The organism is Pandoraea captiosa (genome assembly GCF_902459775.1).
Taxonomy (GTDB): Bacteria; Pseudomonadota; Gammaproteobacteria; order Burkholderiales; family Burkholderiaceae; genus Pandoraea; species Pandoraea captiosa.
Genome location: NZ_CABPSQ010000030.1, coordinates 1 through 1,263 on the forward strand (window position 1 = coordinate 1; position 1,263 = coordinate 1,263).

Sequence of the window (1,263 nt, forward strand, 5' to 3'; positions counted from 1 at the left end):
GATGGCGGTCTGGAGACGGTGTCGCTGTCGCTGCCGGCGGTGATCACGACGGACCTGCGTCTGAACGAGCCGCGTTACGTGACGCTGCCCAACATCATGAAAGCGAAGAAGAAGCCGCTCGAGACGGTCAAGCCTGCGGATCTGGGCGTTGACGTGAGCCCGCGGTTGAAGACGCTCAAAGTGGCCGAGCCGCCCAAGCGCAGCGCGGGGGTGAAGGTGGCGGACGTGGCAACGCTCGTCGAAAAGCTCAAGACCGAAGCGAAGGTCATTTAAGGGGAGACGACGAGATGAGCATTCTGGTCATTGCAGAACACGATAACCAAAGCCTGAAGGCCGCGACCCTGAACACGGTGACGGCCGCGCTGCAATGCGGCGACGACGTGCACGTGCTGGTCGCAGGCAACAACGCGAAGGCAGCGGCGGATGCCGCCGCGCAGATCGCCGGTGTGAAGCAGGTGCTGCTGGCCGAGGCGGCGTACTTCGGCGACGGTCTGGCGGAGAACATTGCGGACGAAGTGGTGTCGCTCGCGGGTGCGTACTCGCACATCCTGGCCCCGGCCACGGCGTACGGCAAGAACATCGCGCCGCGCGTGGCGGCGTTGCTCGATGTCGCGCAGATCTCGGACATCACGAAGGTTGAGAGCGCCGACACGTTCGAGCGCCCGATCTATGCGGGCAACGCGATTGCGACGGTGCAAAGCGCGGACAAGGTGAAGGTGATCACGGTGCGCTCGACGGGCTTCGACGCGGCAGCGGCCACGGGCGGCAGCGCAGCGGTGCAAACCGTGGCGGCCACGCCGGACGCCGGGGTGTCGCAGTTCGTTGGCCGCGAGGTGACGAAGCTGGATCGTCCGGAGCTGACCTCGGCGAAGATCATCGTCTCGGGCGGTCGCGGTCTGGGCAGTGGGGAGAATTACACCAAGGTGCTCGAGCCGCTGGCGGACAAGCTGGGCGCGGCGCTGGGCGCATCGCGCGCGGCGGTCGATGCCGGTTATGTGCCCAACGACTATCAGGTCGGCCAGACGGGCAAGATCGTGGCGCCGCAGTTGTATGTGGCGGTGGGCATTTCGGGTGCGATTCAGCATCTGGCGGGCATGAAGGATTCGAAGGTGATCGTGGCGATCAACAAGGATCCGGAAGCGCCGATCTTCTCGGTGGCGGATTACGGCCTGGTGGGCGATCTGTTCACGGTGGTGCCGGAGCTGACGGGCGCGCTGTAAGCACGCGCCAGCCGTGTTTCGACGCGGCAACCAGGAAGTGAAG

At 65.4% G+C, this 1,263-nt stretch carries 2 protein-coding genes; both read left to right on the forward strand.

Annotation, left to right across the window (positions count from 1 at the left end; genetic code table 11):
* The coding region (locus PCA31118_RS26860) for an electron transfer flavoprotein subunit beta/FixA family protein (RefSeq protein WP_425495412.1) at nt 1–273 on the forward strand (273 nt) is incomplete at its 5' end.
* A gap of 14 nt (nt 274–287) precedes the next feature.
* A complete protein-coding gene (locus PCA31118_RS26865) occupies nt 288–1,220 on the forward strand; it encodes an electron transfer flavoprotein subunit alpha/FixB family protein (RefSeq protein ID WP_150627967.1) in 933 nt (310 codons plus the stop codon).
* Nucleotides 1,221–1,263: the final 43 nt, after the last annotated feature.